Source organism: Bradyrhizobium sp. UFLA05-125 (assembly GCF_059803515.1).
The window spans coordinates 53712-78540 of record NZ_JBANBJ010000041.1 but is presented as its reverse complement, the minus strand read 5'-3'; the positions used below and the strand labels follow the sequence as shown (position 1 = coordinate 78540).

At 60.2% G+C, this 24829-nt stretch carries 27 protein-coding genes and 2 pseudogenes; 16 read left to right on the top strand and 13 right to left on the bottom strand.

The window, feature by feature from the left end:
* Both SO156_RS29050 and SO156_RS29045 read left to right on the top strand, forming a co-directional pair.
* A partial coding sequence (locus SO156_RS29050) for an SMP-30/gluconolactonase/LRE family protein (protein ID WP_498537159.1) occupies nt 1–853 on the top strand: 853 nt, incomplete at its 5' end.
* A complete protein-coding gene (locus tag SO156_RS29045; protein WP_498537158.1) occupies nt 850–2373 on the top strand; it encodes a sugar ABC transporter ATP-binding protein in 1524 nt (507 codons plus the stop codon). The genes SO156_RS29050 and SO156_RS29045, both read left to right, overlap by 4 nt.
* A 57-nt stretch (nt 2374–2430) precedes the next feature.
* Here SO156_RS29045 and SO156_RS29040 read toward each other — a convergent pair whose 3' ends face one another.
* Nucleotides 2431–2610 carry a hypothetical protein gene (locus SO156_RS29040; RefSeq protein ID WP_458149754.1) on the bottom strand — a complete coding sequence of 60 codons (180 nt, stop codon included), beginning with the start codon at nt 2608–2610 and terminating at the stop codon, nt 2431–2433.
* A 154-nt stretch (nt 2611–2764) separates the two neighbouring features.
* Here SO156_RS29040 and SO156_RS29035 point away from each other — a divergent pair, with 154 nt between their 5' ends.
* The 3 genes from SO156_RS29035 to SO156_RS29025 all read left to right on the top strand — a co-directional run bounded on the left by SO156_RS29035 (nt 2765) and on the right by SO156_RS29025 (nt 3911).
* Nucleotides 2765–3046, top strand: coding sequence for a hypothetical protein (locus SO156_RS29035; protein WP_498537157.1), 282 nt, complete (start codon nt 2765–2767; stop codon nt 3044–3046).
* Between the two features lie 173 nt (nt 3047–3219).
* Nucleotides 3220–3645 carry a CHRD domain-containing protein gene (locus SO156_RS29030; protein WP_498537161.1) on the top strand — a complete coding sequence of 142 codons (426 nt, stop codon included), beginning with the start codon at nt 3220–3222 and terminating at the stop codon, nt 3643–3645.
* A gap of 107 nt (nt 3646–3752) precedes the next feature.
* Complete coding sequence (locus tag SO156_RS29025) at nt 3753–3911, top strand: hypothetical protein (RefSeq protein ID WP_498537156.1); 159 nt, start codon at nt 3753–3755, stop codon at nt 3909–3911.
* 180 nt (nt 3912–4091) lie between these two features.
* Here SO156_RS29025 and SO156_RS29020 read toward each other — a convergent pair whose 3' ends face one another.
* Nucleotides 4092–4457: a VanZ family protein gene (locus tag SO156_RS29020; RefSeq protein WP_458149757.1), complete on the bottom strand. Its 366-nt coding sequence runs from the start codon at nt 4455–4457 to the stop codon at nt 4092–4094.
* A gap of 301 nt (nt 4458–4758) precedes the next feature.
* Here SO156_RS29020 and SO156_RS29015 point away from each other — a divergent pair, with 301 nt between their 5' ends.
* The gene (locus tag SO156_RS29015) at nt 4759–5025 is read left to right on the top strand and encodes a hypothetical protein (protein WP_498537155.1); all 267 of its coding nucleotides are present in this window, start codon (nt 4759–4761) and stop codon (nt 5023–5025) included.
* A gap of 93 nt (nt 5026–5118) precedes the next feature.
* Here SO156_RS29015 and SO156_RS29010 read toward each other — a convergent pair whose 3' ends face one another.
* The 3 genes and pseudogenes from SO156_RS29010 to SO156_RS29000 all read right to left on the bottom strand — a co-directional run bounded on the left by SO156_RS29010 (nt 5119) and on the right by SO156_RS29000 (nt 7994).
* Nucleotides 5119–6699, bottom strand: a complete 1581-nt coding sequence (locus SO156_RS29010; protein ID WP_498537154.1) for an EAL domain-containing protein — start codon at nt 6697–6699, stop codon at nt 5119–5121.
* Between the two features lie 155 nt (nt 6700–6854).
* Nucleotides 6855–7028 (bottom strand): hypothetical protein, encoded by a 174-nt coding sequence (locus tag SO156_RS29005; RefSeq protein WP_198031824.1) that lies wholly within the window; start codon nt 7026–7028, stop codon nt 6855–6857.
* Between the two features lie 163 nt (nt 7029–7191).
* Nucleotides 7192–7994: pseudogene (locus SO156_RS29000) on the bottom strand (IS5 family transposase).
* Between the two features lie 239 nt (nt 7995–8233).
* Between SO156_RS29000 and SO156_RS28995 the strand changes: the two are divergent.
* Nucleotides 8234–9217, top strand: coding sequence for an ABC transporter substrate-binding protein (locus SO156_RS28995; RefSeq protein WP_498537153.1), 984 nt, complete (start codon nt 8234–8236; stop codon nt 9215–9217).
* Between the two features lie 208 nt (nt 9218–9425).
* Complete coding sequence (locus SO156_RS28990; protein WP_498537152.1) at nt 9426–10412, top strand: ABC transporter substrate-binding protein; 987 nt, start codon at nt 9426–9428, stop codon at nt 10410–10412.
* 358 nt (nt 10413–10770) lie between these two features.
* Here the strand turns inward: SO156_RS28990 and SO156_RS28985 are convergent.
* A pseudogene (locus SO156_RS28985) lies at nt 10771–10927 on the bottom strand (IS110 family transposase); the annotation flags it as partial.
* Nucleotides 10928–11307: 380 nt separating this feature from the next.
* Here SO156_RS28985 and SO156_RS28980 point away from each other — a divergent pair.
* Nucleotides 11308–11691 (top strand): YybH family protein, encoded by a 384-nt coding sequence (locus SO156_RS28980; RefSeq protein WP_498537151.1) that lies wholly within the window; start codon nt 11308–11310, stop codon nt 11689–11691.
* 624 nt (nt 11692–12315) lie between these two features.
* On the opposite strand, the gene galE is transcribed toward SO156_RS28980, so the two are convergent.
* On the bottom strand, nt 12316–13311 hold the full coding sequence (gene galE / locus SO156_RS28975) for a UDP-glucose 4-epimerase GalE (RefSeq protein ID WP_498537150.1): 996 nt from the start codon (nt 13309–13311) through the stop codon (nt 12316–12318).
* A 210-nt stretch (nt 13312–13521) separates the two neighbouring features.
* Between galE and SO156_RS28970 the strand changes: the two genes are divergently transcribed.
* Nucleotides 13522–13953, top strand: coding sequence for a hypothetical protein (locus SO156_RS28970; protein WP_498537149.1), 432 nt, complete (start codon nt 13522–13524; stop codon nt 13951–13953).
* 39 nt (nt 13954–13992) lie between these two features.
* Here SO156_RS28970 and rfbB read toward each other — a convergent pair whose 3' ends face one another.
* Both rfbB and rfbA read right to left on the bottom strand, forming a co-directional pair.
* Nucleotides 13993–15057: a dTDP-glucose 4,6-dehydratase gene (gene rfbB / locus SO156_RS28965; RefSeq protein WP_498537148.1), complete on the bottom strand. Its 1065-nt coding sequence runs from the start codon at nt 15055–15057 to the stop codon at nt 13993–13995.
* 25 nt (nt 15058–15082) lie between these two features.
* Nucleotides 15083–15958: a glucose-1-phosphate thymidylyltransferase RfbA gene (gene rfbA, locus SO156_RS28960; protein ID WP_498537160.1), complete on the bottom strand. Its 876-nt coding sequence runs from the start codon at nt 15956–15958 to the stop codon at nt 15083–15085.
* Nucleotides 15959–16055: 97 nt separating this feature from the next.
* On the opposite strand from rfbA, the gene rfbC reads away from it, so the two are divergent.
* The 5 genes from rfbC (at nt 16056) to SO156_RS28935 (ending at nt 19740) form a co-directional block, all read left to right on the top strand.
* Nucleotides 16056–16610 carry a dTDP-4-dehydrorhamnose 3,5-epimerase gene (rfbC, locus tag SO156_RS28955; RefSeq protein WP_458149763.1) on the top strand — a complete coding sequence of 185 codons (555 nt, stop codon included), beginning with the start codon at nt 16056–16058 and terminating at the stop codon, nt 16608–16610.
* Nucleotides 16610–17509: a dTDP-4-dehydrorhamnose reductase gene (gene rfbD / locus SO156_RS28950; protein WP_458149764.1), complete on the top strand. Its 900-nt coding sequence runs from the start codon at nt 16610–16612 to the stop codon at nt 17507–17509. Before rfbC ends, rfbD begins: the two co-directional genes overlap by 1 nt.
* 627 nt (nt 17510–18136) lie before the next feature.
* Nucleotides 18137–18292 (top strand): hypothetical protein, encoded by a 156-nt coding sequence (locus tag SO156_RS28945; protein ID WP_498537147.1) that lies wholly within the window; start codon nt 18137–18139, stop codon nt 18290–18292.
* A gap of 692 nt (nt 18293–18984) precedes the next feature.
* Nucleotides 18985–19245 carry a hypothetical protein gene (locus SO156_RS28940; RefSeq protein ID WP_498537146.1) on the top strand — a complete coding sequence of 87 codons (261 nt, stop codon included), beginning with the start codon at nt 18985–18987 and terminating at the stop codon, nt 19243–19245.
* Nucleotides 19246–19320: 75 nt separating this feature from the next.
* On the top strand, nt 19321–19740 hold the full coding sequence (locus SO156_RS28935) for a hypothetical protein (protein WP_498537145.1): 420 nt from the start codon (nt 19321–19323) through the stop codon (nt 19738–19740).
* A 1065-nt stretch (nt 19741–20805) separates the two neighbouring features.
* Here SO156_RS28935 and SO156_RS28930 read toward each other — a convergent pair.
* Together SO156_RS28930 and SO156_RS28925 are read right to left on the bottom strand one after the other, a co-directional pair.
* The gene (locus SO156_RS28930; RefSeq protein ID WP_498537144.1) at nt 20806–21468 is read right to left on the bottom strand and encodes a hypothetical protein; all 663 of its coding nucleotides are present in this window, start codon (nt 21466–21468) and stop codon (nt 20806–20808) included.
* A gap of 39 nt (nt 21469–21507) precedes the next feature.
* A complete protein-coding gene (locus SO156_RS28925) occupies nt 21508–22248 on the bottom strand; it encodes a metallophosphoesterase family protein (protein ID WP_498537143.1) in 741 nt (246 codons plus the stop codon).
* A 188-nt stretch (nt 22249–22436) separates the two neighbouring features.
* Here SO156_RS28925 and SO156_RS28920 point away from each other — a divergent pair, with 188 nt between their 5' ends.
* Nucleotides 22437–23045, top strand: coding sequence for a transglutaminase-like cysteine peptidase (locus SO156_RS28920; protein WP_498537142.1), 609 nt, complete (start codon nt 22437–22439; stop codon nt 23043–23045).
* Nucleotides 23046–23056: 11 nt separating this feature from the next.
* Here SO156_RS28920 and SO156_RS28915 read toward each other — a convergent pair whose 3' ends face one another.
* Entirely contained in the window at nt 23057–24313 is a 1257-nt protein-coding gene (locus tag SO156_RS28915) for a hypothetical protein (RefSeq protein WP_498537141.1), read from the bottom strand.
* Nucleotides 24314–24495: 182 nt separating this feature from the next.
* Nucleotides 24496–24804 (bottom strand): hypothetical protein, encoded by a 309-nt coding sequence (locus SO156_RS28910; protein ID WP_498537140.1) that lies wholly within the window; start codon nt 24802–24804, stop codon nt 24496–24498.
* Nucleotides 24805–24829: the final 25 nt, after the last annotated feature.

Below are 24829 nucleotides of genomic sequence, written 5' to 3'. Positions count from 1 at the left end.
GGGTGGGCTCGCGACACACCCGGACGGGCGGCTGCTCGTCTGTGTCGCTGGGCGTGGCCTCGCCGCGATTGATCCGGCGAGCCCCAGCCCGCGGTGGCTGGAGACCGTCGACGGCCGTGGTCTTCTGGGTCTGCTGTCGGTCACAGCGGCGGCGGACGGGCGCATCTTCGCGGTCGAGGGCTCGAGCGGCCGCACGCCGGATCAGTGGCGGCGCGATCTGATGGAGAAGCGGAGCAATGGCCGGCTGATTGTCTGCGGACCGGACCTTGCGGATGCGTCCGTGCTGTTGCGTGATCTGCCGTATCCCTATGGCGTTACTGTCCCGGCGGACGGTGGCAGCCTGTGGCTGACCGAAAGCTGGGCCCATCGTCTCAGCCGTTTCCCACTGACCGCCAATGGCCTGGGGCAGGGCGAGGTCATTGCCGGCAATCTGCCGGGCTATCCTGCAAGGCTGCATCCCGACGGCAATCGGGGCTTTTTCCTCGGCCTGTTCGCGCGACGCACGCATCTCATCGAGTTCGTGCTGAAGGAAGACGATTTCCGCGAGGAGATGATGCGCACGATGCCGGAGAACTACTGGATCGCGCCGGCGCTGGCCGGCGGCGCCGACTGCCTGGAGCCGATGCAGATCGGCGGCGTCAAGGCGCTCGGCATCCAGAAACCATGGGCGCCGCCGCGCTCCTACGGATTACTCATGCATCTTGACGCCGAGGGCGAGGCGGCCGACAGCCTGCATAGCCGCGCCGGCGGCCGCTTCCACGGCGTCACGGCCGCCTGCAAGGTGCGCCAGGGCGTGGTGATCGCGGCACGCGGCACCGGCTGTCTTCTGCTCCATTCGGGAGAGTTCAGATGAGCGACGGCGCAAACCTCGCCAACGGCGCGGCCGAGCCCGTGCTCGAGATCATCGGCGGCAGCAAGATTTATGGCGGCGTGCACGCCATCGAAGGCGTCAACTTCAACCTCTATCCCGGGGAGGTGCATGCGCTGGTCGGCGAAAACGGCGCCGGCAAATCGACGCTGTGCAAGGCGATCGCGGGTGCGATTGGGCTCACCTCGGGCGAGTTCCGGCTCGACGGCAAGCCCGCCAATTTCGAGCAGCCGCGCGATGCTCTGAACGCCGGCATCTGCATGGTCTATCAGGAGACGAGCCTGGTGCCGACGATGACGGCGGCGCAAAACATCGAGCTCGGCAACGAAAAGCTCCTGACGCGCTTCCGCACGCTGAACATCCAGGCCCAGCAGCTTCTGCAATCGCTCAACTTCCACGTCGATCCCGCAACGCCGGTGGCGATGCTCGGCACCGCCAAAAAGCAGATGGTCGAGATCGCGCGCGCGATCTACAACAAGGCCCGCATCATCATCTTCGACGAGCCGACCGCCTCCCTCACGCCCGAAGAGATCGTGCACTTCTTCCATCTGGTGCGCGACCTGCGCGCCCGCGGCGTCTCGATCATCTACATCTCGCACGCGCTGGAAGAATCGCTCCAGATCGCGGACCGCATCACGGTGCTGCGCGACGGCAGGCTGGTGATCACCGCTCCCGCAAAACAGCTCACGCGCGACAGCCTGGTGCAGCATATGGTCGGCCGTGATGTGGCGCAGGCCGTCTATGGCCGCAAGGAGAAAACCCACCAGCGCCGCGAAAAGGTGCTGACGGTCGAGAACGTCACTATGGGCATGGCGGTCAAGAACATGTCGTTCTCGGTCTATGCCGGCGAGGTCGTCGGCATCGCCGGTCTGATCGGCTCGGGCCGCACCGAGATCGCAAAAGTCATCTACGGCGCGCTGAAGCGAAACCTAATCAATGGTGGCACCATTCGCCTGCGCGGAAAGCCGATCCGCTACCGCGTGCCGCGGCAGGCGATCAATGACGGCATCGCCTATATCACCGAGGATCGTAAGGCCAACGGCTTCTTCGAGACCATGGTGGTCGACGACAACGTCTATCTCGGCAAGCTCGGCACCAAGAAAGGTTTCAGCTTGCTGTTGTCGCGCGCGAAGCGCGGCAAGCTTGCCAACTACTGGGTCGAGCGTCTCAAGATCAGCGCGCTCCAGCGCAAGGCAAAGATCATCGAGCTCTCCGGCGGCAACCAGCAGAAGGTGGTGCTGGCCAAGACGCTGGTGCAGGATCCCTCGATCGTCATCTTCGACGAGCCGACGCGCGGGGTCGACGTCGGCACCATCCCGCATATCCACGCGGAAATCCGGCGGCTTGCCGACGAGGGCAAGGCGGTGGTCGTGATCTCCTCGTACCTCCCGGAGGTGCTTGCGGTCTCCGACCGCATCCTGGTCGCCCGCACCGGGCGCATCGTCGCCGAGTTCGACGCAGCGGAAGCGACGCAGGACAAGATCCTCTACGCAGCGGTACATTGAGGTGCGTGACGACAGGGCGGCTTCAAGGCCGCCGATCGTCGCCGCATGTCGAATGTGTCACACTGCAGCCGGCACGTCGCCGGCTGGTGCCAAGGATTGGAACGCAAGATAGGCAAGCACGACGATCAGCACCCATAATATGAGGCTGATGGGCATCGCAATCATAAGGCCACGGAAGAAGTCCATGATGGCCGCCTGAGTCACGGAGTTATCGGTCATCTTAGCCGTAGCCGTCATCTGCCTGGCAGTTCCATTCGGAGGTAGATCTGATAACCCTTTCGAGTGATCCGGGGCCATCGGCATTGGCAGCGGGATCAAGTGAATGTGCCAGCAACCTCGCTTTTACGATTGCGCCCTTACGTTGCGGCTCTTGCAATCGGCGGTCAGGAACATGCCCCAGGTCTGGATGACGTATGATGAACTCGCGACGCTGTGCAATTGCGGTGCGGCGGAAGCCAAGCTCGTGGTGCGACATCTGTCGCTTCGCCGTCGCAAGAGCAGCGACGGCGCGACACGCGTTAAGCTTAACCTCGCGCTGACGGCGCGGTTCTTCGCCAGCATTCGCGAGTCCGATTTCGATCTCGACGGTGCGATCGAGGCTTTGCGCGATACCCATCGGCAGATGGCCATGCTTCTGACGCCCGAAGAGAGCGAGAAACGCGGGGTGGCTTGAGGTGTCCTCCGTGGTCGAAACCCATCCCAAAGGATGACATGGTCGACGCCGCAGTGAGCGGACATGATGCCTTCGAATCAGGCATAAATCTGTTGCCGGAATTTCCTATTGCCGGGGGTGTTCAACCAGAACAGGGCGAAGCGCAATACGACCTGGAGGTTGGGGAGGATGTCATGCAGAAAGTCGCGTGTCTGGCGGGCGCAATACTCTTGGGCATGACAAGTTTGGTCGCGACGGCCACTGCCGAGGTGGTCAAGCTGACGGCCGAGCTCAAGGGCAGCAATGAGGTGCCGCCGAACAGCAGTTCCGGCTCCGGCAAGGCCGAGGCGACCTTTGATACCGACAGCAAGGTCCTGACCTATGCGGTCACCTATTCAGGTCTGACTGGGCCCGCGGTTGGCGCGCATTTCCATGGCCCGAGCGAGCCGGGCAAGAACGCCGGCATCGCGCTGCCATTCAAGTCCACCCAGAGCCCGATCCGAGGCTCGGCCACGCTCTCTGACGCACAGGCCGCGGATCTGTTGGCAGGAAAGTGGTACGCCAACATCCACACCGCGGCGAATCCGGGCGGTGAGCTCCGCGGGCAGATGGCGAAGTAAATAGCCGCTCAGCACTCTGCGAAGGCCGCCAGACGCCAGCCGTTACGGCTCGTGTCTATTGCTGGCGACCAATCCCGAGCTCCCTCTGGAGCTGTGGGGTGAGGCCCATGGCGCCCTCGGTCCGCCCTTGGCCGGTTCCCACATTGCGCGTGCCCGTCGACGTCGAAGAGGACGTCGAAGACGACGTCGTAGGCGTCGTCGACGTGGGCGGCGAACCCGCCGGAGCGCCATATCCGCTACGGATTCCGTTCGAGGAGGTGGTCTGAGCCCACGCGCTTCCACCGGCAATCAGCGAAGCAGCCACAAGCGCAATTACAATTCTGATCATGGGCGACGTTTCTCCTCAAAGTCCGCGGGAGAATAGGCTGGCGAGGCGTCATCCGGCAAGTCCGCTACCGACCAAGTCTGCTGGCAACGTCGCCTTCGCCAGGCCGCAGAGTGCTGAATCAGGATCGCGGCCGCGGCAGAAACGCCAAAACGGTTTGCGCAATGCTGACGCCAACGACGCCGCCGGACGCCTTCTGGATGACGTCGAAGAATGCCGCATGCCGGTCGGGCCGCAGCGCTTGCAGGAGCTCGAGTGAAATGGCAACGCCGACCACCAGCAGGCAGGCCTGGGCGAAACGCCCGGGCAGCAGAAAGGCCAGCAGGAAGCCCAGGACGCCATAGGCACTGAAGCGTTCGATCACGACGACCCAATAGGCTTCGGCATGGCCGATCAACACCGGCCGCCCCGTCAGTGCGGCGAGCGTGGCGTAGACGATCAGCGCGAGGCAAATGCCCGTTGCGGCAATGAGCTTGTTCCGGGTCATGGGGCCATCTTTATAGCAATGATAGCCTTGCCTCAGAGGAAGTTCTGGACATCGTTAATGTCCTGCTCTGCGGGGCACACGTCCTTGTGACCACGCTAACGGCAGCATACCGGAGCTGCTCGTCTCATGAGCAATTCGTGCCTGGTTGTCTCGGCTGCGATCTTTAGCGCTCGCCAGACGGTGCAAACGCTAAAAATGGCCGAGAACGTTAGCCAATGCAATCTGCGTTGCGAAGTCCGCGGCTCTGGCCGTAGAATGTAACGGGCAGCCAGCGAAGGGTAAAAAACTCGAGGAGTTCCCTATGCGCGTGTTCGCTATTGCTTTGTCCGTGCTGCTCTTTCCCGTTGCAGCTCACGCGCAAGCGCAGCAGCCTAAAAACAATGATCCCTGCATGTATACCATTGCGGGCAGGCAGTACGAGGTGCCGATCGGTGTGAAGATTTGCTTCCGGTCGCCGCCTCCGTATGGCGACCAGTACTCACTTCAGCAATGTTTCCCGCCACTGAGCGAGTTTGCGCTGGTGAGGCGTGGTGATCCGCGTTGTGAGCGATATGAGGATCGGCAATAGTTCATCCGCGGAGCGTCCTTGCCGCCGTGACGATTGGACTATCGCTTACGCGGGCTATGTGCCGGTGCAGAATAGGGCCGCATCAAAACTGGTTCAGGCGACCAGCACTGCTGCTGAATCGACAGAGATCGGCCGACGTTCGTTGAGCAGGTCGATAAATTTGGCGAATGGCAATGGCGCGGCGACGAGGTAACCCTGGCCTTCCTCGACGCCGCAGGCGATCAGCGCGTGGACCTGCTCCTCGGCCTCAATGCCTTCGGCGACCACCGTCATGTGCAGCTCGCGCGCGAGCTCGACCAGCATCTCGACGATCGTCGTGGTCGATGCATCCACCGTGATCGTGTCGACGAAGAACTTGTCGATCTTGATGGTGTTGGCGCCCAATCCCTTCAGCCGCGACAGGCCGCTGTGGCCGACGCCGACGTCGTCGATGGCGACGCGGAAGCCGTAGTCGCGTAGTTCCCGCACTACCGATGCCGCGCGCGCGAGATCGTCGAGCTCGTCGCGTTCGGTTACCTCGACGACGACCTGGCGCGCCGAGACCTTTGCGGCCAGCACCGTGCTGCGCAGCGTGTCGATGAAGCCGGCGCTCAACAGGTGCTTTGGCACGACGTTGAGCGACAGCTTGAAGTCCTTGTCCTTCTTCAGGTGCGGCTGCAGGTCAGTGAGCGCGCTGCCGAGGATCTGCCAGGTCATGCCCTGGATGCGCCCGCTGGATTCGGCAAGCGGGATGAAATTCATCGGCGGCACCACCGAGCCGTCCTCGCGCAGCCAGCGCGCCAGGATCTCGCAACCTACGATCCGGCCCGTGCGCAGTTCGAAGATCGGCTGGAAGTATGGCTTGAACTCGCCGCGCGCGAGCGCGCGGTCGAGATCCGCGACCGGTCCCTCCATGCGCCGGGTCCTGGACAACAGGATGCCGAAGAGCACACCAAGCGCGAGAGCGAGCGCCATCGCCTGCCAATAGACTTCCGAATTCCATGTCGATAGCACCGCGCGGTCGACGCGAATGGTGGTGCGAAGCGGATAGCGCGCCGAGCTCTTGTCGAAATCGGTCGCCTCGCGCAGCGCCTTGTCGGCGTCGAGCATGAACGCCCCTAACTTCTCGCCATTGCTCAGCGCGAGCAGCACCTCGCTGTGCGCGCGCAGCTCGGCCGGCATGATGTCGAAAAGGCTCGAATTGACGCCGAGGATCGCGACCAACCCTTTCCTGCGGTCGATGTCCCGGAGCACGCCGAGCGCGTCACCGCCGAACTGCTCGACGCGAAACAGCAGCAGTCCAGCATCGCGGGACCCCAGCATGTCTGCGCGGTCGACCCAGCCCTTGTCAAATTCCAGCGTCTCCGAATAGGCCGAACAGATCACCGAGCCGTCGGCATTGACGAGGCGGACGTCCTTGACCGCGGAACGCTGGTAGACGTGAAGGCGGATCGCCTGGAGCGAGGCGGGGCTGCAATCGGCAAGTCCGCGGCCCGCGAGCTCGTCGAGGCTCGCGGCGGCAAAGTCGATCGCGAACTCGGAACGGCGCAGCACCACCTCGGTCAGTTCGTCGAGCTGGCGCGCCTGCTGGTGGCGGATGAAGCTGGTCGCGGCAAGGTGGCCCGCCAGACCAAAGAGCAGCGTGCTCGCGAGCACGAGCGCAATGAGGGAAACGGGCGGCCGCGCTGGTTTCATCCGGTCGGCGAAAGGTTAAGAAAGGATGCCCCGGATCCTACCCTCCGAGGCGCTAAGATAAGGTTTAAGCCGTCCAGAGCCGGCCAACAGCCGAAGGTGGAGATCGCCCGAATAAAGCGCTGGTCCGGAGAATTCCGAAAACCTGCCCGTCGGCCTTAGCTCTTCTTGGCGGCCTTGGGCTTGAGCGACAGACCAAGTCGCAGCGCCATGCGCTTGACCGCATCGGGCGACCGTCCCAGCTGCTTGGCGGCCTCTTCCAACGTAATTGAAGACTTGGCTAGCTCCATTAACCGGCGGTCTTCCTTGAACGACCAGGGCTTGCGCGCCATGACGACAACGATCCTCTTAACGACAAAGCCGCCAAGCGACCCATGTTCGCTCGACGGCTTTGCTTGGGTGGGGCCGGGCCTTGGGGAAGCCCGGTGCGTAAGAGGGATAAGCTATTGACGAAAACTCGCAACAAAGACCGCGGATTAAGCTAACCGCTCAACCTTACCGCGACGAAATCAGCGCGCGTGGCACCGTACAATCACGGGAGTTTGGCTGGGACGTGAACTCATTAACGCTGGCCAGCCATAGCCGGATCGATGCAAGCTGGATAAAAGCGAGATAATTGGCGGCAAGCTGATCGTAACGTGTCGCGACCACGACATTGCTTGATCCGATTAAAGAACCGTTCGATCCGGTTGCGGGCGCGGTAGAGATAAGGGCTGAAGCAGATCGGATCGTTGCGATTGCTTTTCGGCGGGATGTTGGCCCACGCGCCTTTCTTCATGGCAAACTCTGATCCAGTCGGCGTCGTAGCCACGGTCGGAAAGCAGCATTGAACCGGACTTCAGACGAGACAACAGCTTTCCGGCAAGTCGATTGTCATGGGCCTCGCCAGCTGTCAGTGCCAGCCGTACGGGCAGGCCATTGCTATCCACAAGAGCATCAATTTGCTGGTCAACCCGCCGCGTGACCGTCCCATCGACGGCCTTCGATTCCTGCTGATACACGCCCCGTGCTGATGCACGCGGACAATGGCAGTGTCGATCATCTGGACAGCCGCATCATGCGCGGCGGCAAGTGCATCTTCTCCATACGCCGGCCTGCCGCCAGCGGACGAAGCGGTTGTAGCAAGTGGTGTAGGGACCAAACGCCTCGGGTAGATCGCGCCAAGGTCTCCGGATCGTAAGACCCAGAAGATGCCATTGAGGACACGACGGTCATTTACCCGAGGAACGCCACGCGGCTTGTTGGGCAGCATTTGACTTGATGGCGGTCCATTCATAGTCGGCGAGTTCGTACCGCATGATACCATCCCCGTTTGGGGGGAATCACAGGGGTCTGGCCAGACGCAACGCTTCCGGGCAGTCCCGGTTGGACGCCTTCTGGTAGAAGCGGACATCAGCCAGCCGACAACCTTTGCTGAAACCGTCGAAAATGGCCCCTAAGCCGACTTCGGTCCAGTCCCAGCAACGAAGGAGACCCGATGGCTTTCGAACGCCCCGGAAGGCCGTTACTATAGATATGGTGGGTCTGGGAGCGTCTTATGCGGCGGCGCGATTTTGTTTGTGTCCTGGGCAGCGCAGTTTCGGCGTGGCCAGTTTTGGTCATGGCGCAGTCAGATCGTGCCAAGCGGATTGGCATCCTCATCGGGAGCACCGAGAATGACCCGTTGATCCAGCCGCGTGTCGCCGCTCTGAAGCAGGGGTTAAACGATCTCGGCCGGATCGAGGGACGAAATCTCCAATTCATTTATCGCTGGAGTACCGACCCAGAGAGTGCGCGAGTGCAGGCTTCGGAGCTTGTGGCGATGAACCCAGATCTAATTTTTGCTCATTCCCCTGTAGTCACACTTGCTTTGAGCAAAGCTACCCAATCCATTCCGATTGTATTCGTTCAAATCACCGATCCCGTTGGTTCCGGATTGGTTGCGAGCCTCGCCCATCCCGGAGGCAACGTCACCGGGTTCGCCACGTTTGAGTTTGAAATGGCAACTAAGTGGCTTGACTTGCTCAAAGAGATTGCACCGGGTGTTGGTCTTGTTGGGATTGTGCAGTACGCCAGAAGCCCGACGTGGACCGGTCAATTGCGTACCTTCGAACTTCGGGGACAAGATCTCGACGTACGAGTTGTCCCGGCTGGGGTGGCGACGTCGACCGAGATCGAGAACGCCTTCTCGGTAATCGCCCAAGCGCAGAACGGCGGGATGGTTGTCTTGCCAGATACGTTCACGCTCCTTCATCGGAAATTGATCATAAGCCTCGCTGCAAAACATCGGCTACCTGCGATCTATCCATTCCGCTACTTCGTAGAGGATGGTGGTTTAATCTCTTACGGCATCGACATCATTGATATTTGGCGCCGGTCTGCGACCTACATTGACCGCCTCCTCAGCGGTGCCAGAGCCGCCGATCTGCCCGTACAGCAGCCCACCAAGTTCGAGTTGGCAGTCAATCTCAAGACTGCAAATGCGCTTGGCCTGACCGTTTCCCCGACCCTACTCGCCCGTGCCGACGCGGTGATCGAGTGATGTCGCCTTGTGGCCCCTCGCGTCATTTGCTGCTCCTGCACAAATGCGGGCGCTGTCGGGACCGAAGCGGACATCGATTGGTAGCGTGCACTGCCCGGCTCAGTCGGGAATGACCCTGAGCGGAAATTTCTTAATCGCGCCTCCGCAGAGAGCCGACGAAAGTGATAAGATTTAATCCTACAATCGTAATCCGTGGAGGGAGGGGCACATGAGACGCCGGGACCTTCTTACTGGATTGTTCGCGACTACAGCGGCAAGTGCCTTGCAGGCTGCGGAGAAAGACAAGGTCCACCGACTGGCAGTTTGCAGCCAGAACGGAACGGACTTCTCGTTACCGCCTTGGGCATGGCTTTTTGATCGGCTTCGCCAGATGGGTTTCGAGGAAAGCAAGAACCTGATCATAGATCGATACACTACCGAGGGTCGGCCCGAACGCTACGCGGAGGTCGCGCGCAACATCGTGCAAGCAAAGCCGGACGTGATAGCTCTTGGTTTCGATCATCAACTCACCCTGCAGGTCGCAAACGAGACAACCACAATTCCAATTATTGCAACGTTTGGCGATCCGGTCGCTGCTGGAATTGTAAAGAACATGGCGAAGCCGGAACACAACGTCACCGGCGTTTCGTTGGATGCCGGGATCGAGATGCAAGGGAAGCACCTCGAAATTCTCCGGCAAGCGATCCCTTCGGTGGCGCGCGTTGCGTATCTCTCAAACCGCGCGGAGTGGGAAGGTGCTTGGGGACAGGCTGTGAGAGACGCTGGCCAGCGGTCGGGAGTTTCAATCGTCGGCATACCTATGGAGCGTTCGGCAGGAGAAGCGGAGTATCGGCAAGCCTTCGCGACCATGGTGCAGCAATTGGTTCAATCGCTCATGGCCAACGGGCTTCCTCCCAACTTCGAGCAGCGAGATTTGATACTTGATTTGGCAGTGAGATACCGGCTCCCATCGATTACTTGGTGGACGGGCATAGCCGACGAAAAGATATTCTTGGCCTATACGCCAGACTATCCGTACTATTTCAATCTCTGGGCGAGTGAGGTCGGCCAAGCTCTCAACGGTGTTGCGCCCGCCGACATTCCGATCCAGCAGGCGACGAAGCTCACGCTCACAATCAATCTGAAAATCGCTAAGGCGATTGGTCTCGACGTACCTGCGAGTTTGATCCTTAGGGCCGATAAGGTGATCGAATGAGCTAGCTGTTTGCTGGGTTGCAGGAGTCTGGAAGCGCCCCTCGCGTCATTTGCTGCTTCTGCACAAATGCGGGCGTTATCGGGACTGAAGCGGACGTCGATTGGTAGCGAGTAGTGCCCGGCTCAGTCGCGAATGACCCGAAGCGGTCCTCAGCCACAATGCAGGCATGAGCGGCTGCATCTCACTTTTTTTCAATTCCGCCGGTAGCAGACCCAGCCGTGATGTACTGCAGCGCACCACCACTTTCGGCCGCTTGATTTTTCGTTCAGAAGATCCTCTATTTCCGGACGGAAGCTATTGCGCACGAACTAGCCACCCATGCCAAACACTGCACCTCACCCCCAATATTGCGGATTTAGCACGGCGGCAAGTTGGCGAGCCGTGTTTCCACCTGGCTGCGTGACCACTTCTGGCAGCACGATGGCACCGCGATGATCATGACCCACGAGGTGGAACGAGTTCTTGTCAATATCGTTGGCGATCACCGCGATCGCTGTGTTGAGGTTCTGAGACAGGCTCCTTGACTTGAGCGCCCTTGCCAGCTTCTCGCACTGGCGGGGCTGGAGCACGGCTTAGCCGAATCCCTGGCTCCCGGCTGAATATCGACCTGCCGTCTGCCTGAGAACGGGGCTCGCGCAAGCAGTGGGACGCTCGCCGCTGGAATTCTCTCCGCTAGAGAATGCGGCCGCGGTAACTGGAAATACCGTGTACTTCACTACTTTCGAAATTCTCTCGCCGCTCGACAATTACTTGGCCCAGCGATAGACTTTATCAGCCCCCGAAATCGACTGTACCACAAGCAGTTTTGCCACGTGCGGATCGGGGCGGATTGAGATTGTCGCCGGGCGTGGCGCAAAGTGCCGCAAATCTCATCGCACCTTTTTAGGAGGCGTCTATGGATATTTCGCAGGCGTTTGCCGACTTGAACTCCAGATACATCGATACGGTCAACAGGCACGACGCGCCCGGCTGGGCGGCTTTATTTTCCGAAGACGCCGTGCTCGTGCCGGCGGGACAGCCGAGCGTGATTGGCCGGAATGGCATTCAAGAATGGGCCGAGGTGGCAACCAAAGTCTGGAATCATCTGGAGGTGCAGCAGGGACGCTGCTCGGCCGACGGGAATGTGGTTTGGGAACAAGGGACTTGGACTGGAAATATTAACTTGCCCGATGGGCAAACAATGGATGTAAGCGGAAACTTCTTGCTCGTAGCGGAGAAGGAAGGTCCCGCGTTGCGCATCAAGGCAGATACGTGGAACGTCAACCCGCCGACGCCTTGACACTCTGCATGGAATAGACGGCAGCGGCAGCAACCAGGCCGGTGACCTTGGTAGCACCCTTAGTCGCCGGCACTTCATAGCGCCAGTGAAGCGAGTAGCGAGATCCTCTTCGCCTAAATTGGCGACAACCCTGACTATCAGAGCACTCCACGGCCCGGTGCGCTCTACCTTCAGCTCGGAAAAGTTGGTTGCGACCTATTTGGCGCGCTTCGCGCCTCTGCCGTGAGTTAGCTCGTCTGCGCATCTGGATGGAGCGAAGAATTGAGAACGATGAGCAGGATGGCAGCGCCAGAGAGCAACTAGGCTAATGAACTGGGCGTTCGATGCGGCTCTGGCCGCACCGAGCAACTTCTTGTCTAGAAAGCGTCTCGCCTCCTATGAGAGAGCGCGAGCGGCGCCCAAGAGCCCGCCGTTTTCTTGGATGTCTGCCTTCCGAACCTCGTTGAATTTCAGCTGATGGCCCCTTCGCGACATATTGCGCTGTCGCACGGCCCCCGCCGGTAATAGGGCAAAGCGGACGTAGCCTTCGTTCGCATCACGCCGCCGGGTTTATAGGTACACGACCTAGCCGCAGTCGATCCGTGTGATGAATCCTCGCTTCCGGCCCGGCAGATCGCGACTGCGTCACCTCTGCTTCAGCGGATGAGCCGTCTGGTGCCACGCCCAGGCGGTACGAATGATTGTGGGCAGATCGGAATGGCGTGGCTCGAAGCCCAGAACGTTGCGAGCCGCGGAGGGATCGGCGACAAGATAAGTCGGGTCGCCCTGCCGCCGTGGCTTGACGACGTGGGGGACCTCCCGCCCTGTCTCCTGCTTGATTGCAATGAGAATCTGCCGCACCGAGAATCCTGCGCCAGTGCCGAGATTGAAGCTGCCGCCGGCATGCCCTTCGAGCAGCAGTTTCAGCGCAGCGACATGCGCGGCCGCAAGATCGGTGACGTGGATATAGTCGCGGATCGCGGTGCCGTCGGGCGTATCGTAGTCGTCGCCGAAGACCGCGAAGTCGCCGACATGTCCCTGCAGCGCCATCATGGCGCGCGGGATGAGATGCGTCTCGTTGTCGCGCAGTTCGCCGATGCCACCGGCGGGATCAGCGCCGCTGGCATTGAAATAGCGCAGGCAAAATGCGCCGAAGCCATACGCCGTGCGATAGTCCGCGAGCATGCGCTCGATCATCCATTTCGATGCGCCGTAAGGATTGATCGGCGCGCAGGGGAAATTCTCCGGCAGCGCCTTGCTATCGGCATTGCCGTAGACCGCACCGGTGGATGAGAACACGATGCGATGGCAGCCGGCATTGCGCATGGCGTTGAGCAGCGACAGCGTGCCCTGCACGTTGTTGATGTAGTACTTCTGTGGATCGGCGACGGATTCGCCAACCAGACTCGCGGCCGCAAAATGCATCACCGCGGACACCTCGTGTTCGGCGAAGACACGGGCGAGCGTAGCTTCATCCAGCAGATCGCCGGTCACAAGCGGGCCCGACACGAAACTCCGATGGCCAGTAGAGAGATTGTCATAGACGACGGGTCGATAGCCGGCCGCAACGAGCGCGCGGCAGGCGTGCGAACCGATGTAACCGGCGCCTCCCGTAACGAGGACAGTCGGTCGGTTGGTCATGTCGTCTCCGCGGCTTGGCAGGGGAAAGAACCAGCAGTCTGAATCGAGCCATTGATAGTGCGCACAGGCCGCGCTGGTCAAATCTGTCCTGACTATTAGCCTTAACCCTCGCTGATTGACTGCGTATGAGCTTCGTTACACCTGCCTGATGACGCTGAAGCGATAACCGGCTAAATTGACCAGATGTTCCGGACCGCGGGGCGGCGATTGATGGCGCATAGATTAGTTCATTGTGGCGTGATCGTGCTGGCGACCCTCGCCGGCGGCGGAGAGGGTTTCGCGGGCGATGAGCCCGCATCGGCGGAAGCATCAACGCCGGGCGCACCCACACCGGCCGATGTGGCGGATGCCGAGAGTGCTCCATCGCCGGACAGCCTGATGTCCCGCGAGGACTGGAAGCGCCGTATCATTGAGGCGCGCAGGCGGTCGGATCAGGCGAGACTGGACTGGAAGCTGCAAGCGCCACTGCGGGCGGCGATCCCGCCCGATCCGCCGGAGAAAATCGCGACCGAGCGTGTCCTCAATGATGATACGCTGCAGCCGGGCGACATCGTTTCGACCGACAAGGGCCTTCTGCAATTTCGGGGCTGGGCCGGGGTGGACGGGCAGACCGCGCAATTCGTCCCCGTCGCGCCGCGCTGATCAAGTCTTTGAACGCACGCTGGAGTTGAGGCGCGTCCATCAGCCGAGGCCGATACGTGCCTGCTGATAACCGCCATCCAGGATGGCCTGCCACCATTTCCGGTTCTCGCAGTACCAGCGGACCGTCTTGTCCAAGCCGCTTTCAAAATTCTCCTCGGCGCGCCAGCCAAGTTCGCGTTCAAGCTTTGAAGCATCGATCGCGTAGCGGCGGTCGTGGCCCGGCCTGTCCTTGACGAAGGAGATCAGGCTGCGCCGCGAACCAGTATTTGCAGGCACGATCTCGTCCAGGAGATCGCAGACCTTCTCGACGACGTGCAGGTTGGTCCGCTCGTTGCGGCCGCCGACATTGTAGGTCTCGCCGACCACGCCGCGCTCCAGCACGAGCGTCAGTGCCTTGGCATGGTCCTCGACGTACAGCCAATCGCGGACGTTTTGGCCATCGCCATAGACCGGCAGAGGCTCGCCCGCGAGCCCCTTGATGATCATGTGTGGGATCAGCTTCTCGGGGAAGTGATAGGGACCATAGTTGTTCGAGCAGTTCGTCACCATGGTCGGAAGCTCGTAGGTCTCGCGCCAGGCGCGTACCAAATGGTCCGAGGATGCTTTGCTGGCGGAGTAGGGCGAGTTTGGCGCATAGGCGGTGTCTTCGGAGAACAGCCCCTCGGCGCCGAGCGTGCCGAAGACCTCGTCGGTCGAGATGTGGAGGAAGCGAAAGCGGTCGCGCCGTTCTGCCGACAACGTTCGCCAATAGCGCAGCGCCTCCTGTAACAGCGTGAACGTGCCCACGATATTGGTCTGGATGAACTCGCCGGGGCCGTCGATGGAGCGGTCCACGTGGCTCTCGGCGGCGAGATTCATCACCGCATCGGGCTGATACTTTTCGAACAGCTTTCGCAGCGACGGCCCTTCGCAGATACACTGCTTTTCGAACGCGTAATGCGGGTTGCCGTCCGCGTCGGGAAGCGACTCGGGATTGGCAGCGTAAGTCAGCTTGTCCAGGTTGACGACGCGCGCATGCGTGTCGCGCAGCAAATGACGAACGACGGCCGATCCGATGAAGCCTGCACCACCGGTGACGAAAATCGTGGATCCTTTGAACCGCATGATACAATCACCCCAATGTCGGCAATCAGCCGCGGAACGAGCGCGCGACAGATTTCAAATACTCGCCGTAGCTGCTCTTGGCAGTTCGCTCGGCCACCCGGTTGAATGCCTCGAGCGAGATATACCCGCGTCTTAGCGCGATTTCCTCGGGGCAGGCAATGCGCAGTCCCTGCCGTTGCTCGAGGATCTGCACGAAATGGCTGGCCTCGACCAGAGAGGCGTGCGTGCCGGTGTCGAGCCATGCAAATCCGCGGCCCAGCACTTCCACGAACAGATCGCCGCGCTCGAGATAAGCCTTGTTGACGTCCGTGATCTCAATCTCGCCCCGGCCCGAGGGCTTTACATTGGCCGCGATATCCAAAACGTCATTGTCGTAGAAATAAAGTCCGGTGACCGCCACATCCGACTTCGGCTGCTTCGGCTTTTCCTCGATCGACAGCGCGCGCCCGGACTTGTCGAGTTCGATCACCCCATATTGTTCAGGCGTGTTGACGACATAGCCGAACACGGTGGCACCGCTCTTGCGGGCAGAGGCCTTCGCCAGCATTTCCGGAAGGCCATGCCCGTAGAAGATGTTGTCGCCTAACACCAGCGCCACGGAGTCATCGCCCACGAAATTCCGGCCGACGATGAAGGCATCGGCAAGGCCGCGAGGGGTCTCTTGCGTGGCGTAGGAAAACTTCAGGCCCAGCTCAGAGCCATCACCAAGCAGCCGCTGGAACAGCGGCTTGTCGGCAGGCGTGGAAATGATCAAGATTTCGCGGATTCCGGCGAGCATCAGCGTCGACAGCGGATAATAGATCATCGGCTTGTCAAAGACCGGAAGCAATTGCTTCGAAACGACGGTCGTCACCGGGTAGAGGCGTGAGCCGGTTCCGCCGGCGAGTATGATACCTTTCATAGTCCCTCGCAGATTTACCAACCCTAAACTAGCAGATGGTGTGCGGTGCACAAGTTTGATATAGATTCGACGTAAACGTCAGGGCGTACAACCACAGATGCACGTAATTGCGACAGAATTGCCGGAAGTTCTCATTGTCGAACCCAAATTGTTCGGGGACCAGCGAGGTTTCTTTCTTGAGACGTATCAGGCGAGCCGTTATGCGGAGAGCGGCATCGTCCGCCCCTTCGTGCAGGATAATCTGTCGCGGTCGAGCTACGGCGTGCTCCGCGGCCTGCATTTGCAGAACCCAATGACGCAAGGCAAGCTCGTGACGGTTCTGCGCGGGCGCGTGCTTGATGTTGCCGTTGATGTTCGTGTCGGTAGCCCAACGTTCGGCCGGCATGTCGCCGTCGAGCTGAACGACGAGAACCGCAGGCAGCTCTGGGTTCCTCGCGGCTTTGCCCATGGCTTTGCCGTTCTCTCCGAGACGGTGGATTTCTTCTATAAATGCGACAACGGCTACAGCCCCAAGGATGAGATCTCGGTGCGTTGGGACGATCCGGCGATCGGGATCGATTGGAAGATTTCAAATCCGTCACTCTCCGCGAAGGATGCGGCCGCGCCTCTGCTGGCTGATGTCGAGAATCTTCCTCTCTACGGACAGGTCTGATGCGAATTCTGCTGACGGGAACTGCGGGGCAGGTCGGGAGCGCGTTACTTCCCTTGCTTCAGACATGGGCCACGGTCGTCACACCTGCGCGCGAAGAGTTCGATCTGTCGAGGCCTGGTGAACTCGCAGCCAAGCTCGATGATTTGAAACCCGATCTGATCGTGAATCCGGCCGCCTACACGGCGGTCGACAAGGCGGAAGATGAGCCGGAGCTTGCGCGTCGGATCAATTCTGAGGCCCCGGCCTTCATCGCGCAGTGGGCCGCGCGCCATCATGTTCCGCTGATCCATTTCTCGACGGACTACGTCTTCAATGGCTCCGGCAGTGTGCCTTGGCGGGAGGACAGCGCCACGGGGCCGCTATCGGTCTATGGTGCGAGTAAGCTCGCCGGCGATACGGCCATTGCGGCTTCCGGTGCGCCTCATTTGATTGTTCGCACGTCTTGGGTCTACGCGGCGAGCGGCGCGAACTTTCTCAAGACGATCGCGCGACTGGCGAAGGAGCGCAAAGAGCTTCGCATCGTCGCAGACCAGATCGGTGCGCCAACCTCGGCAAAGGCAATCGCCGATGTCGTGGCGAATATCATTCCCAGAGACCGGTCCGGCATGGACTCCGTATTTGAACGACGAAAAGGTGTCGTCAACGTCGTGTGTGCGGGAGAAACAAGCTGGCATGGGTTCGCCGCGGCGATCGTTGCCGGACTGAAAGCGCGCGGTGTCGACCTGCTGGTCGAGACCATCAATCCGATTTGCACGGATGAGTTTCCGGTCAAGGCAAAACGACCGGCCAACTCTCGTCTCAGTCTCGAGCGTCTGCGCCGGGATTTTGGTTTGGAGACGCCGACATGGCAGTGCGCCCTCGAGCGCGAGCTGGACATCATGATAGCTAGCGCCGGCTAGCGTGCCGACGCGGTGCGCCCTTCGGGCGGCTCCTGAAATTTTCCCCGAGACGCAAATTAGTGTCCGCTGTGAACTGTCAGCAACAACATTAGTAAAGCGCGCGCCTGCGTCTGCGGTCCGCGTATGGCGACATTGGCGCGGCGCTGATTGCGATGGCAGGCTGGGTCTACTTCATCACGCTGCTGTTGGTGAAGCTGTTTCTCTGGTGCCTCGATTCAAGAGCGAGATCTCCGATGCGCAGGTGCGCGGGAGAAAATTGCGTCTCAGTGCGTGCTTACGATGACACCCTTCGACCGGGCGATGTCGTGTCGACAGATAAGGGCTCTTCCTCTTCCGCGGCAAGTCTGGTCCGGACGGCGAGACGGCCGAGTTCGTCCCGATTGCACCGCGCTGGATGCGCGCATGAGTTCTCTCGTCGTCTTTGCGTGCGTCGGATCGCGACAACCGATGCGCACCGAATCAGTTCCCGCGACAAATCAGACTGAACGTCAAATGATTGTGCGCAACCACGCATTGCTGTCATCTCCGAAAGAACCACGTTGCATTCGTTGAGCGAGACAACTCGCGTCACGAGATCGTCGAATTCGTTCTGCTATGTCTTGCGCGAACAACAACGCGAAGATCGACATGCTGCAGAGAGCTCTAACTGCGTTGCCGCTTGCAAAGATCAGAGAGCGGGCATTCGAGGGCGCATTTTTCAGCGTGACGCTGATTGCGATGGCAGGCTGGGTCTACTTCATCACGCTGCTATTGGTGAAGCTGGTCCTCTGGTTCCTGGGTTGATGAGAATCAAAGTTCGCTTCGCGAGCACAATGCTGCCCAAAAATTTTCGTGCCTGGCAAGAAATGCAGCGGCGTTCATCATGATGTCGTCACAACTGGACGATGAGAATGACGCCAATGAACAGGTCATCCGGGGAGATCGAAACGTTCCGCAAATGGAAAGACTGCGATGGCGCCCGTCCTGATCCTGCTCTTGATCTTCTTCGCCGGTTTCGCTCTTGGTTACGCTGCGCGCGCGTGGCGGTCTCACAAGCGCTATGAGCGCTACCGGCTTTACGCCGTCTATCGTGCCTCCGGCCCGCGGTCGGCCGCACCGCTCGCCCGGCCCAGACGAGCGTTTTGAGGCATTGCAACCGAAGCGGGATCTGGGTGCGCCCATCGCGAGTATGACAGCGACCTGCGCAAGCGGGGCCGTTCGGTGCTGCAGGCAAAGGTCGTGACCGTCGGGGGTAACCATATCTGGTTAGGTTAAGTCGTGCTGGCCGTTGTTCGGTTGGTACTCGGTAGGTAGGCTGCGCACGGATTTTGCAAGGAAATGATTGCCGTTCGTGTTGCGTTGACTGGGGTCTTACCTGATGATCTGGCTGATTGCTCTGGTCGTGCCCTTGGTGGGTGCTCCCCTTTTTGTCAGGGCCTATGGTCGACGCCTGGGCGCGTTGACCGGTCCTTGGATCGCGAAGGAGAGGGGACGCGATGATTAGCTTGAGGAACAACGCCCCACGCCGATATTTCGTTGACGAGGTGGGGCGACGCGTTTTGATCGGCCTCACGCATGAGGAGACGTTCGAATTCGAGCGGCTGGACGGGCAGGCGACCCTCCATCGGGAGGATAGGCAGGCTCCGTATGATGGGAATGGCCTGTGGGTGGCCGACGGCGAGGAGCGCTGGCTGGAGCTCTACGCCAAGCACGAAGGCGCCTGGAAGGCCTGGATGGCGCAAAGCCGCGCAGAGTAGGGCGAAAGCTTTAGTCTTTATTAACCATGCCGGACCCATTTTCTGGTCTGGCGCCTCAAACCGGAAAATGCACGCATGTTCCAGCTGTTCTTGCGGGCTCGCACCCACTCTCTCCTACGAGACCGCTTTCGCGGCGAGAGGGAATTTCGCGCGCGCTCAGCTGAGCGCGATGCGGAAACCGACCGCGCGCGCATCGAAGCCATCATGGATGCGATCGAGACCGCCCTGCAGGCCGCAGAGCGTGAGCAATCAGGCCTGAACCGCCGCGTCGAGGATGTCCTCGCACGCGCCGCGGTGACCATCGGCAATGGCGATGATGAGTACCTCGAGCGCGAGGCGCTGGACAATCACCATCAGGACCTGTTTGACAAGGAAATTCAGAACGGTCAGCGCAGGCTCAAGGAGCTCTCCACGTCAATTGCGCATTTCAAATTCTTGAAGGCCGCGATGCTGAGCCGGTTTCCGGAGTACAGGCACTCGAACAGCAGCAACTAGGCACCGATAGGCAAGTTGCACCAGTGCTCTCATATGACGCATCGGTTGTGTCGACGACTTCTTCGCATTCGGTTGAATGTTGACGATGGTGCCCGTGCCCAGCTCGCGGCCTGATTCAGGAAGCGAATCGATGACGGTGTCCTTTTGGGTGAGGAGATTTCTTGAGCTGGGACAAGCGTAGGGAAACGGACCGTTCGGAGCGCTGCAATTTAGCACCGATCAATCGCGGTGGATCGCCGGCTGCATTAAGCTTGAGCAGTTCCGCTTCCTGATCTTTGGTCCAACGCGTACTCTTGTTGCGCGCCATCGCGCTGCCTTCGGCAGATTACGTGCAAATGGATTAAGCCCGTGCTGCTCACGAAGTTCCGCTCGACGCTGGGCCTACCGCATGGCTAGGCGATGTTGCGCAGGATCTATTGAGTTGGGGCCGAGTCGATCGTCCACAGCCCGAATCCTTGCGGTCTATTGCCTTGAGCGGCCGGGGCAATGGGCAAAAAAAGCCCGCCGGACGCGAGTTACAGCGGTTAGAACTCGTCGATCCACTGCCGTAAAAAATGATCCAATAGGATATAGCTGGCGAAAGTAAACGCCATGCACACGACGAACGCGCAGGAAAGAGATTGGATTGCGATCACGACACTACTCCTCAAACTGTGAGATGTGTATAAGAGACAGTAGGTGCGGACCGGACCGTAATAATAGTGCGGCTCGTCTCTCGTGCGCGGATCAAAGGCATAGGAGTAAGCCTGCTCGAGCGACCGATGTCGGACGCGCGCCACGATCGGACAACCGCACCGCGGACCGCAATAGGGATTGGGACCGCGGTCAATATACGGCACCGTTGCGGCGTGCCGTGTGACCGGAGGCACGGAGTAGTCGGCGGCAAATGATGGTGCCGCGGACGCGACGGTCAGGCTCGACGCGAGCGCGAGAAAGGCGAGAGATGATCGCATGGTGTGCTCCCCAAGGTGTTCCAATCTTAGACGGTCCTATCGAGACGAGCAATACGTTCTCCCGAAAGCAGTCGTGCAGTCCCCGAGCGTGCTGAACCCGGTGAATGGCCAGCTAGCGATGTAGCGCTGTCAAAAACGTGGGGGCGACCGTCTGAATCGCCTCTTCCAAGAAGGCTTTGCCTCGGTTGGACGCGCGGCGATAAGCCGATACGACTGCGGCTTTCTGGTCCGGTTGACGCGTCAGCATCAGGCGCACATCGCCTTGCACCAATTCCCTCAGATCGGGGTCTGCAAGGGCATCGAAACGGGTAGCAGTGTCCAGCCGGACCGGCATCAGCTCGGCTTCGTTCGGGGCTGTGAAGTAGGCCATCCGGAGCGCTTCGACGGTCGCCGGGCCGTTCGGATCGCGTTGCGCCTCGAGCAATGCCAGGGCAAGCCAAAGTTCTGCGTCGTAGGGGACCCTTGAAAGAGCGTTCGTGAGCTGCGATCGGGCGGTATCGTTTTCACCGCTAGCGCCGGTTGCAGATTGGCCATGCTGGATGGCCTGAAAGGCCAAGTTGAGTGCCTGACTGTTCCGGACGCCGGAATCAAAGAGGGCGAGGAGGCCGGCCCAACTCGGCATCGAAGGAGAGGGCGCCATCGCTTGTTGCGGGTCGCGGGGAAATTTGGGGCGTTCAGAGACAATCATCCCGGCGAGAGGCGATGCGAGTCCATAGGCGCCGATGAACAAAGCGAGGCCAGTCAGAGCGGCGCGGATGGTGTTCGACGAGTTCATTCAATTCTCTGGCGAGCAGCCTTGGCCATGCTGCTCGCATCAAAGCGCAAGCAGGTTATCGTGCTGAATGGTCAACAGTGTCAAATTGCCCGTTGCATAGGCGCCGGTATCGATGTTGGCTCGGTTGGAGCGAATGTCCGGCTGTTGGACCGGGGTATGACCATGAACGATATATTTGCCGAAATTGTCGTCACTCAGGAGAAACTCCTCGCGGATCCATAGCATGTCGCTTTCTTCCTGCTTTGCCAGCGGCACACCCGGACGTACGCCGGCGTGGACGAAAAAAAAGTCGCCGCACACGAAGCGTGGTCGGAGTCCTTGAAAGAACTTCATTTGATGCGACGGAATGGTCTGTGCCAGTTGTTGAATCAGTTCCGCCTGCTCGGCCGGATCAGGGTTGAGCGACGGTCTCAGTCCATAGGATGTCAGCGTTTGGAGCCCGCCAAATTGCCGCCACTCATTCAGGCGGGCGGGGTCCTGCAGGACCTCGAGCAGAAACGCCTCGTGATTGCCCCTCAAGAACACAGACTCGTGCTTCAGGCCGCGTTCGATCAGGAGCTCGATCGTCCGATTGGAGTCCGGACCGCGGTCGATATAGTCGCCAAGAAAAACGTGGATCGCCCGCCGCGAGCCGATCGTGGTGAGGTCACGGTCGATCACGGTAAACATCTGCTGAAGAAGATCGGCGCATCCGTGGACGTCGCTGATCGCATAGATGCGCAGTCCGTCCGGCAGCTTCGGCTTGCGTAGCTTGGATTTTGATCGCGACGATCTTAGCATTTACCGAACTTGATGGTCCTTGCAGCGCTCTGGTGTCAACGCCCGAACAACACCGATGTAAACGAACATAGTAAACGCAATCGCAAAATCGTGCCCAGCTTTTGTCTCTATTTGACTGACCAAAAGCCGCAGAATCTCAAACCGTTACGGGTAGCTTCCTAGCCAATCAGCGTACGGGGAGCAACCAAATGCGCAAGATTTCAAACCTGGCCGTGTTGGCTGTCGTAACCGCTGTTAACTGGTTTGGCCCGGCCCAGGCGGGGCTTTTGGGGATGCCGATGGGCCTCCAATCCGCAATCCAGCGCATCAAGCTCGATACGCCTACCTTGCCGCCGATGGCATACACGCAATTTTGCCTGCACTATCGGGACGAGTGCCGCACGAGGCCGGTCTTTCGGGGCGGCTCCGTCAAGCTTACCGAGCAGCGATGGGCCGATCTCAAGGAAGTCAATCAGACCGTCAATCGTGACATCGCGCCGGAGCGAAATGAACTCGGTTTGGCCGGCGAAAAATGGCTGATCAATCCGGCGCGGGGCGATTGCAACGACTACGCGGTCAGCAAGCGGCATGAACTGCTGGCGCGAGGATGGCCGTCGCGCGCGCTGCTGTTGAGTGAGGTCGTTGTGAATTCGGGCGAGCATCACCTCATTCTCGTCGTCCGCACAACAAACGGAGATCTGGTGCTCGACAACATGACGCAGGTCATCAAGCCGTGGTCGCGCGTTCCCTATCGATGGGTTCGGATGCAGATGCCGAATTCCAAGCTTTGGGCAACCATTGCGGCCAGCCGGGTCTAAGCGCGACCGGCCTAGACACTGCTGGTTCGTCCCGTGCATTGCGCGATGCCGAGCCCGACCATGACCGCGAGAATGATTTGCACGACGGGCGTTAGAAGACCGGGGCCAACAAAGCTTGCACACAGGGCGCAAAGCACGCCGGCCGCAGCCAGTGACGCGAAGAAGGAATCTCGCCCCCGACCGACAGCGCCTCGCAAATTGAAGAAGAAGAGCTGAAGTGCAAGCGCGGCAAGAACGAGCAACGCCGGCCGTCCCCATTCAATCACGATGGAGATGGCGGCTGATGGCGGCATGACGGGTCCGCTGGTGCCGAAATCGCTGTAAACGCGCGAAATCTCCGCGAAGCTGCCGACGCCGTTTCCGACCCATGGTGGGCCCGACAAGGCTCGTTGGGCAACTGCCAACGATTCATCTGAGGATTCGGCGAGCCCGAGCAGATCCGTCGAGGCGCTAGACCGGGCTAGTCCCGCTCCGGTCGCGGCGATCAGGGTGAGCGCGAGAATCCTCGCCAGCCAGGGGCGAAGGCCCAGTCGGCGCACTACTGCTACACATAGCATCAGCGCAAAACCCAGCCCCGCCAGGCTGAGAAGCTGCCTCTGCCCAAGAGCCACGATCGCTCCAACCGAAACCGCAATGCCACAAACACCGAGAAGCATCTGCAACAGACGCGTAGCCGAAACAGGAAAGATCGTTTCGGAGTGATTGAGATGGCGCTCCACGACCATGGCGACTACGGCTCCGTTGGCCAAGGCGGCGAGCAAGGCAGTCAACGCGACCATGCCGCTTGTCGCTGCCAGCTGGTCGGCTCGTCCCAGAAAAAAGGAGAGCGCAACGAGCGTCGCAGCCGCCGTCAAGACCAGCAGGATCAGCTCGGCCCGGCGTCGATCTTTGGTAACTAGAACGGTGGCAACGATCAACGCGAAGATGGCCAGATACCAAACCAGGCTGTGCAATGTGGCGCCGGGATCGATGCTGATGTGCCCTGACAGCGAGGGCGCGTTCAATGCGATTGCCGCGCTCGACCAGATGGGGTTTGCAAGCGAGGAAACGGGAGAGGGGATGATCTGCCCGATCATCCAGATGATCGGAACAAGAATCGCCAGGGCGAACCGTTTCAGGGTTTGCCTGGCCAACGCGATTTCGGGCGAGGGCGCAAACATAGCAGCGAATGCCAGCGTGAGAGCGATCAGGGGGAAAATCGCAGACTGCACGTAGCCGTCATCGGCTATGACGGCCGCCGGAGCCGTGGCCAACAGCGCGACCAGCAAATAAGAGGCGATGGGCAAGGGAGGCTTTTTGATGCGCGAAAGGTTGCCGGCCAGAGAAGGCCCGATCTGAGCACGAGTATCGCATGTGAACTGCGCGTCGCCAAACGCTATCGGGCGGCTGGAAGGTAGCCACTCCCTTGCGCCACGATGTTAGCGAGCCAAGGGCACTGGTCCGCCGAGCGCTATCGCCGTTGATCGAGGGATGCTCTCTTGTAGAGGAGCGCCACGGAGGCTTTGCGCGCAGAGTTAGGTTGCGCAAATCGCGCGAGCAGCGTGCCCTGTGCGATAAGACCAAACGCGTAACCGAGCTGCGGTGCGAGCCCAACCAAAAGGCTATAGCCGAAGGCGGCCGCGATGCTCGTCCCGAGGCTGAGCTCGATCGCGATGGCAGCAATCATTGCGAGCAGGCAGAACGGGAACAGAATCCAGACGCGAAAGGCCCACGCGAGGACTGCACCAACAAGAAACAAGAATATGGCCGCCGGGATCATAAATGTGTCTCCGGCGACCACCCTT

What these genes read in the sequence shown, in the direction of transcription:
- SO156_RS28925 (WP_498537143.1), bottom strand. Translation starts at nt 22,248, where the DNA reads ATGCTAAGATCGTCGCGATCAAAATCCAAGCTACGCAAGCCGAAGCTG.
- SO156_RS29020 (WP_458149757.1), bottom strand. Translation starts at nt 4,457, where the DNA reads ATGACCCGGAACAAGCTCATTGCCGCAACGGGCATTTGCCTCGCGCTG.
- SO156_RS28980 (WP_498537151.1), top strand. Translation starts at nt 11,308, where the DNA reads ATGGATATTTCGCAGGCGTTTGCCGACTTGAACTCCAGATACATCGAT.
- SO156_RS28995 (WP_498537153.1), top strand. Translation starts at nt 8,234, where the DNA reads ATGCGGCGGCGCGATTTTGTTTGTGTCCTGGGCAGCGCAGTTTCGGCG.
- SO156_RS28935 (WP_498537145.1), top strand. Translation starts at nt 19,321, where the DNA reads ATGTTCCAGCTGTTCTTGCGGGCTCGCACCCACTCTCTCCTACGAGAC.
- rfbD (WP_458149764.1), top strand. Translation starts at nt 16,610, where the DNA reads ATGCGAATTCTGCTGACGGGAACTGCGGGGCAGGTCGGGAGCGCGTTA.
- SO156_RS28945 (WP_498537147.1), top strand. Translation starts at nt 18,137, where the DNA reads ATGCTGCAGAGAGCTCTAACTGCGTTGCCGCTTGCAAAGATCAGAGAG.
- SO156_RS28970 (WP_498537149.1), top strand. Translation starts at nt 13,522, where the DNA reads ATGGCGCATAGATTAGTTCATTGTGGCGTGATCGTGCTGGCGACCCTC.
- SO156_RS28940 (WP_498537146.1), top strand. Translation starts at nt 18,985, where the DNA reads ATGATTAGCTTGAGGAACAACGCCCCACGCCGATATTTCGTTGACGAG.
- rfbC (WP_458149763.1), top strand. Translation starts at nt 16,056, where the DNA reads ATGCACGTAATTGCGACAGAATTGCCGGAAGTTCTCATTGTCGAACCC.
- SO156_RS28920 (WP_498537142.1), top strand. Translation starts at nt 22,437, where the DNA reads ATGCGCAAGATTTCAAACCTGGCCGTGTTGGCTGTCGTAACCGCTGTT.
- SO156_RS29035 (WP_498537157.1), top strand. Translation starts at nt 2,765, where the DNA reads ATGCCCCAGGTCTGGATGACGTATGATGAACTCGCGACGCTGTGCAAT.
- rfbA (WP_498537160.1), bottom strand. Translation starts at nt 15,958, where the DNA reads ATGAAAGGTATCATACTCGCCGGCGGAACCGGCTCACGCCTCTACCCG.
- SO156_RS29030 (WP_498537161.1), top strand. Translation starts at nt 3,220, where the DNA reads ATGCAGAAAGTCGCGTGTCTGGCGGGCGCAATACTCTTGGGCATGACA.
- SO156_RS29005 (WP_198031824.1), bottom strand. Translation starts at nt 7,028, where the DNA reads ATGGCGCGCAAGCCCTGGTCGTTCAAGGAAGACCGCCGGTTAATGGAG.
- SO156_RS29010 (WP_498537154.1), bottom strand. Translation starts at nt 6,699, where the DNA reads ATGAAACCAGCGCGGCCGCCCGTTTCCCTCATTGCGCTCGTGCTCGCG.
- SO156_RS29025 (WP_498537156.1), top strand. Translation starts at nt 3,753, where the DNA reads ATGGCGCCCTCGGTCCGCCCTTGGCCGGTTCCCACATTGCGCGTGCCC.
- SO156_RS28910 (WP_498537140.1), bottom strand. Translation starts at nt 24,804, where the DNA reads ATGATCCCGGCGGCCATATTCTTGTTTCTTGTTGGTGCAGTCCTCGCG.
- SO156_RS29015 (WP_498537155.1), top strand. Translation starts at nt 4,759, where the DNA reads ATGCGCGTGTTCGCTATTGCTTTGTCCGTGCTGCTCTTTCCCGTTGCA.
- SO156_RS29040 (WP_458149754.1), bottom strand. Translation starts at nt 2,610, where the DNA reads ATGACGGCTACGGCTAAGATGACCGATAACTCCGTGACTCAGGCGGCC.
- SO156_RS28990 (WP_498537152.1), top strand. Translation starts at nt 9,426, where the DNA reads ATGAGACGCCGGGACCTTCTTACTGGATTGTTCGCGACTACAGCGGCA.
- galE (WP_498537150.1), bottom strand. Translation starts at nt 13,311, where the DNA reads ATGACCAACCGACCGACTGTCCTCGTTACGGGAGGCGCCGGTTACATC.
- SO156_RS29045 (WP_498537158.1), top strand. Translation starts at nt 850, where the DNA reads ATGAGCGACGGCGCAAACCTCGCCAACGGCGCGGCCGAGCCCGTGCTC.
- rfbB (WP_498537148.1), bottom strand. Translation starts at nt 15,057, where the DNA reads ATGCGGTTCAAAGGATCCACGATTTTCGTCACCGGTGGTGCAGGCTTC.
- SO156_RS28930 (WP_498537144.1), bottom strand. Translation starts at nt 21,468, where the DNA reads ATGAACTCGTCGAACACCATCCGCGCCGCTCTGACTGGCCTCGCTTTG.